The 2,500-nt window shown below is 54.2% G+C and carries 2 rRNA genes (1 of these 2 cut by a window edge); both read left to right on the top strand.

Going from position 1 to position 2,500, the window contains the following annotated elements:
- Positions 1-2,027: ribosomal RNA gene (locus EN786_RS35745) — 23S ribosomal RNA — on the top strand; it begins 797 nt to the left of the window's first position.
- Between the two features lie 157 nt (positions 2,028-2,184).
- A 5S ribosomal RNA gene (gene rrf / locus EN786_RS35740) occupies positions 2,185-2,299 on the top strand.
- The last annotated feature ends 201 nt before the right edge of the window (positions 2,300-2,500 follow it).

Here is a 2,500-nt window from a genome sequence, read left to right as displayed (position 1 = left end):
AACCCATAACTGTTGCAATAGTTCGGGATGACTTGTGGCTAGGGGTGAAAGGCCAATCAAACTCGGAAATAGCTGGTTCTCCGCGAAATCTATTTAGGTAGAGCGTCGACCGAATACCCCAGGGGGTAGAGCACTGGATGGGCTAGGGGTCCTCACCGGATTACCAAACCTAACCAAACTCCGAATACCTGGGAGTACTAGTCGGCAGACACACGGCGGGTGCTAACGTCCGTCGTGAAAAGGGAAACAACCCTGACCTACAGCTAAGGTCCCCAAGTTATGGCTAAGTGGGAAAGGATGTGAGGATCCCAAAACAACCAGGATGTTGGCTTAGAAGCAGCCATCATTTAAAGAAAGCGTAACAGCTCACTGGTCTAAATAAGGGTCTTTGCGCCGAAAATGTAACGGGGCTAAAGCCATACACCGAAGCTTAGGGTTCGTGAGCAATCACGAGCGGTAGCGGAGCGTTCTGTAAGCTGATGAAGCCGTACCCGTGAGGGGCGGTGGAGGTATCAGAAGTGCGAATGCTGACATGAGTAACGTAAGGGGAGTGAGAGACTCCCCCGCCGAAAGACCAAGGGTTCCTGCTTAAAGTTAATCTGAGCAGGGTTAGCCGGCCCCTAAGACGAGGCGGAAACGCGTAGTCGATGGGAACCACGTTAATATTCGTGGGCCTGGAGGTAGTGACGGATCGCACAAGTTGTTCAACCTTATCGGATTGGTTGGGCAGCGGAGCGGTTCCAGGAAATAGCTCCTCCTTATAGACCGTACCCGAAACCGACACTGGTGGTCTGGTAGAGTATACCAAGGCGCTTGAGAGAACTATGCTGAAGGAACTCGGCAAATTGCACGCGTAACTTCGGAAGAAGCGTGACCCTTTTCTGCGCAAGCAGAGGAGGGTGGCACAGACCAGGGGGTAGCGACTGTTTATCAAAAACACAGGGCTCTGCGAAGCCGCAAGGCGACGTATAGGGTCTGACGCCTGCCCGGTGCTGGAAGGTTAAGAGGAGGGGTGCAAGCTCTGAATCGAAGCCCCAGTAAACGGCGGCCGTAACTATAACGGTCCTAAGGTAGCGAAATTCCTTGTCGGGTAAGTTCCGACCTGCACGAATGGCGTAACGACTTCCCCGCTGTCTCCAGCATAGACTCAGTGAAATTGAATTCCCCGTGAAGATGCGGGGTTCCTGCGGTTAGACGGAAAGACCCCGTGCACCTTTACTATAGCTTTACATTGGCATTCGTAGTGGCATGTGTAGGATAGGTGGTAGGCTTTGAAGCCAGGGCGCCAGCCTTGGTGGAGCCACCCTTGAAATACCACCCTTATCTCTATGGATGTCTAACCGCGGCCCGTTATCCGGGTCCGGGACAATGTATGGTGGGTAGTTTGACTGGGGCGGTCGCCTCCTAAAGAGTAACGGAGGCGCGCGATGGTGGGCTCAGAACGGTCGGAAATCGTTCGCTGAGTGCAATGGCATAAGCCTGCCTGACTGCGAGACTGACAAGTCGAGCAGAGACGAAAGTCGGTCATAGTGATCCGGTGGTCCCGCGTGGAAGGGCCATCGCTCAACGGATAAAAGGTACGCCGGGGATAACAGGCTGATGACCCCCAAGAGTCCATATCGACGGGGTTGTTTGGCACCTCGATGTCGACTCATCGCATCCTGGGGCTGGAGCAGGTCCCAAGGGTATGGCTGTTCGCCATTTAAAGCGGTACGTGAGTTGGGTTCAGAACGTCGTGAGACAGTTCGGTCCCTATCTGCCGTGGGTGTAGGAATATTGAAAGGATCTGTCCCTAGTACGAGAGGACCGGGATGGACGGATCTCTGGTGGACCTGTTGTGGCGCCAGCCGCATAGCAGGGTAGCTATATCCGGACGGGATAACCGCTGAAGGCATCTAAGCGGGAAACCCACCTTAAAACGAGTATTCCCTGAGAACCGTGGAAGACGACCACGTTGATAGGCCGGGTGTGGAAGAGCGGCAACGCTTGAAGCTTACCGGTACTAATAGTTCGATCGGCTTGATCGTTCTCATTCCTAATGTCCATCGCTCCCAAAAGGGAGGATGTGAGGGCACAACAAAGACCAGCGAACAGCTTGGAGAAGCAGCAAATAGGGTTCCCTATCGGCTGCTCACCATCGGCTATTCGCTCAAAAAGCTTCTCGAACAACGTGCGTTTTGCCGACCTGGTGGTTATGGCGGAGCGGCTGCACCCGATCCCATTCCGAACTCGGCCGTGAAACGCTCCAGCGCTGATGGTACTTCGTCTCAAGACGCGGGAGAGTAGGTCGCTGCCAGGTCTGCCAAACGCACGTTCATCTTCTCATTACGATTGTTGTGATGCATGGCGTTGCCTCAAAACCGCTAACACTTTTGAGCGACATGCATGAGGCCCGCCAAACGGGAGCCCGGGCCGCGCAAGCGGCCCTTTCATTTGGCAGACCTCTTGATTCCGGTAAGCTAAAACTTACCTCTAAGGACGCAAGCCAACGCTTGCTCGT

It is taken from the genome of Mesorhizobium sp. M4B.F.Ca.ET.143.01.1.1 (genome assembly GCF_004792275.1).
GTDB lineage: Bacteria > Pseudomonadota > Alphaproteobacteria > Rhizobiales > Rhizobiaceae > Mesorhizobium > Mesorhizobium abyssinicae.
This window is presented reverse-complemented; position numbering and strand designations above follow the sequence as displayed.